A 3,718-nucleotide genomic window follows, 5' to 3' on the forward strand; every position below is an offset into this window, starting at 1 on the left:
GAGCTGCGCTTATCACTTATACCCGTACAAAAGATACAAGCATGAAGTCCTTGTAAAATCAGTTTCGTCACCTAAATTAACAATCCAACCCTTGAATTATCAAGGGTTTTTTCTTGTGCCGACTTAAAAATAAGTCAGTACAATATCGCTCTTTTTTTGCATTTCCCGATAAAATTTCCCACCGCTATTCCGAATCGATCCTTTATTTGTATAAATATGTCGATAGTTAAAATATTCAAAAAATGATATTTTTTTGAATGCCCATGTTATATTGTTAATGGAAAAAAATACTTGTCAAGTAAGGTGAGTGTGTGAATATAGAAGTTTTAATTCTCCATTATATTCAGGAAAAACGTCAAAAGCCTAATCATGCCAATGAATTACTCGATTATATTCAGAATGAATATGTAAACGGGAAGCTCTCAATCTTCCAATATAGAAGTCTCTGTCAGGACTTATATCTTCGAGGAGCAAAACAAACGTCTTCTGGATGAAACTACACCCTGTCACAGTCATACTTATTCCTATTCTGAATGGTTTTGTTTCTGGTTTCCTCAATCGACCTAGCTTTAAGTCATTTACTCCCTCCCCAGCATGTTCTTAACTAAATAAAAGCCTCCGTGATCTGTCACCCCAAGACAGTTCACGGAGGTAAATGTAACTTATTCAGACATTGAGAAATTTTCTTTAATTAAATGAATATATCCAAAATTAAAACCAAACCGAATGCCACGAAGGAAAGTAAGGTTTCCATGACTGTCCATGTTTTGAATGTTTCTTTAACGGTTAATCCCATATATTCTTTTACTAACCAGAAACCGGCATCATTAACATGGGAAAACATAAGTGAGCCTGCGCCCGTGGCAATAACGAGTAATTCTAGATTAACACCTGTCATATTGGCAACAACCGGTGAAACGATTCCTGCTGCCGTGGTCAAAGCGACGGTTGCAGAACCCGTGGCAATCCGAATCAATCCGGCCACAAGGAAAGCAAGAATGATCGGTGATAAAGAAATTACTTCAGACATGGAAGCAATTGCAGTCCCAACGCCACTATCAATTAAAATTTGCTTAAATCCTCCGCCAGCACCGATAATAAGGATTATGGAGGCTAATGGCAATAAGCATTCTTCCGTCAATTTTTTAATTAGCGATTTGTCCATTCCCTGTCTGTAACCCAAGAAATAGTAAGCTGCAAAACAGGAGATTAATAGGGCAATCACCGGACTTCCGATAAACAATAAGAATTTTTCAATGGATCCCGGTAGCGGCAAATATGGCGCCAAGACAGTTAAAACCATCAACAATACAGGCAAAAGGATGATGAAGAACGAAACTCCAGTCCCTGGTAACCCACTAGACTTTGTTACCACCCGGATCAATTCCGGTTCACCAACAGGAATAACCCGTTTTTGAACCCATTTTGCGAATAGCGGTCCGGCAATTACAGCAGTCGGGAATGCGATGACCAATGAGTACAGAAGTACGTGTCCCATGTTTGCATTATAGATTCCAATAGCTGTCATGGCTCCAGGATGCGGAGGTACCAGCCCATGTACGATTGATAAACCAGCAAGTACTGGAATACCAATTAACAAGATGTTCATTTTGGTTGATTTCCGAATGGAAATCACCAAAGGCAGCAATATTACTAAACCGACCTCGAAAAATACCGGAATGCCTATGATGAAACCAGATAAAAGCATGGCCCACGGCAGGTTCTTCACGCCGAATTTATTAATGAAAAAGTCAGCAACCTGCATACCGGCTCCAGAGTCGGACATCATCTTTCCTAAGATGGTCCCTAAAGCCAATATTCCAATAAGGTGACCAAGGACCGCTCCGACACCCGTTTCATATGCTCCTACAATCTTGTCCATCGGCAGTCCTGAAAAAACTGCTAAAAATAAACTGGCTACAGTCAAACTAATGAATGCATGCCATTTCCACCAGGACACCCCCAAAATAACAATTACGATGGCTATCAGCGTGATTCCTAATAAATATAGATCCATATGTTCTCCCCATCCCATTGAAATCGCTTACATTCAGCCCGATACAATAATTGGATTATTGTATCGGCTCATTATATGTCACGATGTAGTTCTGTTTAGCCGTGTTGTAATACCCTTCACTGTATTCCATAACATTTCCGTCCCCATCACTGGAAATCCGAATCCTTTTTAATACAGGACTATTGTTTTCGAGTTTAAGTGTTTCGCAAATGTGATCCGGAGCGATGGCAACGGCAAATTCATCTCTGAATGTTTCAAGTTTGACGTTTTGATCTTCCAAAAAACGGTACAATGAATTGATCTGGAGCTCTTTCATATCTTCTTCGTTCATATCGAGTGAAACATAATGTGTAAAGTAAATATAAGGTTCATTGTCCAATAAATATATCCGTTCGATACTTATGCAATGCTCACCAAATAAAGAATGCAGCTTGGAGTCTGAAGAAAGGTCAACATGACTTATGTTTAACACCTTTTTTAAAATGGAGTGCCCTTCCTCCACCAACAGTTCTGTGAAACGCTTCCCTTTGGAAAGTTTGACAATCGAACCATTAGCTATGACCCTAGTGCCTTTGCCGCTTTTCTTTTCAACATACCCCTCTTGCACGAGTTCTTTGATTGCATTACGGACAGTGACCTTACTTACGTTAAATTCTTCTTCCAAAAGAGGCTCAGAGGGAATGTTTGTGTCGATGGCATAAACCCCATGTAAAATACGATCCTTTAATATTTCTTTTATCTGTAAATACATCGGTCCATTTTTTCTGTTCACATTCATTCCTATTCTCCTGCCTTTTATCTCTTAATATCTTCCATTTTACCTTCCATTGCCGAGAGTATATCCTTTTCGGTTGCCAAAGGAGTATCTCCAACGACAGTACATGCCAGCATTCCTGAAACAGCCGCAAACCGAACTGTCTTTTCAGGGGAATATCCTCGTAATTCTCCATGTAAGATTCCGCTGGTGTAAGCATCGCCTGAACCTATTCTATCATATACGGAAAATGATAGGATATCGGAAAAGTAAAATGTTTCTTCCTTGTATATATACCCCCTCAACGTATGGCTATTATCGCTGTTGATTGAACGGTGTGTCCCTGCTATCGACTGAATATTGAATTTTTTTGCCACCTTAGGGATCAACTCGTTTAGCTGTTCTTCCCTTGTGGAGCCTTCAGACTTCATTCCTAAAATATATAGGGCGTCTTTCTCATTCATCATGACGATATCGGCCAAAGCAAGCATTTCTTCATAATGAGGCTTTGCGCCGGCATAACCTCCCTCCCATAAAGAGGGACGGTAGTTGCAATCGAAACAGACTGTACCGCCTTTTTCTTTGACTTTTCTAGCCAGCACCTTCATACTTTCCCGTACATTTTCCGCCATTGCAAGCGTGATTCCGCAAAAATGGATGATATCCGTACTTTCCGAAATCATATCCATGTCATAATCGGATAAGGAGGCTGTATTGAAACTGCTTTCCAGTCGATTGGAATATGTGACACGGCTCGCCCGCTGGCCAAAACCATTTTCCAAAAAGTACATCCCCAAGTACTTGCCACCTCTAGAGATGAAGTTCCTTCCAATTCCTAAGCGCTGCAAAGATGAAATCGCGGAATCCCCAAGTGGGTTATCCGGTAACATTGTCACAATATACCCCTCATGTCCGAGCTTTGCCATCGCAGAAGCAACGTTTACCCC

Annotated in this window: 4 protein-coding genes; 1 reads left to right on the forward strand and 3 read right to left on the reverse strand. The window is 40.6% G+C overall.

Annotated elements, in window-relative coordinates; genetic code table 11:
• Positions 1–311 precede the first annotated feature (311 nt).
• Positions 312–494 carry a YppF family protein gene (yppF, locus tag ACFVSH_RS24020; RefSeq protein WP_081112928.1) on the forward strand — a complete coding sequence of 61 codons (183 nt, stop codon included), beginning with the start codon at positions 312–314 and terminating at the stop codon, positions 492–494.
• A gap of 197 nt (positions 495–691) precedes the next feature.
• Here yppF and ACFVSH_RS24025 read toward each other — a convergent pair whose 3' ends face one another.
• From ACFVSH_RS24025 to ACFVSH_RS24035, 3 genes are all read right to left on the reverse strand, one after another.
• Positions 692–2,017, reverse strand: coding sequence for a GntT/GntP/DsdX family permease (locus tag ACFVSH_RS24025; RefSeq protein WP_387595987.1), 1,326 nt, complete (start codon positions 2,015–2,017; stop codon positions 692–694).
• Between the two features lie 55 nt (positions 2,018–2,072).
• Positions 2,073–2,795 (reverse strand): GntR family transcriptional regulator, encoded by a 723-nt coding sequence (locus ACFVSH_RS24030; protein ID WP_387595984.1) that lies wholly within the window; start codon positions 2,793–2,795, stop codon positions 2,073–2,075.
• A 17-nt stretch (positions 2,796–2,812) separates the two neighbouring features.
• A partial coding sequence (locus ACFVSH_RS24035) for a sugar kinase (RefSeq protein ID WP_387708239.1) occupies positions 2,813–3,718 on the reverse strand: 906 nt, incomplete at its 5' end.

Origin of the sequence: Peribacillus sp. NPDC058002 (assembly GCF_042886655.1) — a bacterium.
Taxonomy (GTDB): domain Bacteria; phylum Bacillota; class Bacilli; order Bacillales; family DSM-1321; genus Peribacillus; species Peribacillus aracenensis.

Coding starts and splice junctions, on each gene's coding strand:
- ACFVSH_RS24030 (WP_387595984.1), bottom strand. CDS start 2,795: ATGAATGTGAACAGAAAAAATGGACCGATGTATTTACAGATAAAAGAA.
- ACFVSH_RS24025 (WP_387595987.1), bottom strand. CDS start 2,017: ATGGATCTATATTTATTAGGAATCACGCTGATAGCCATCGTAATTGTT.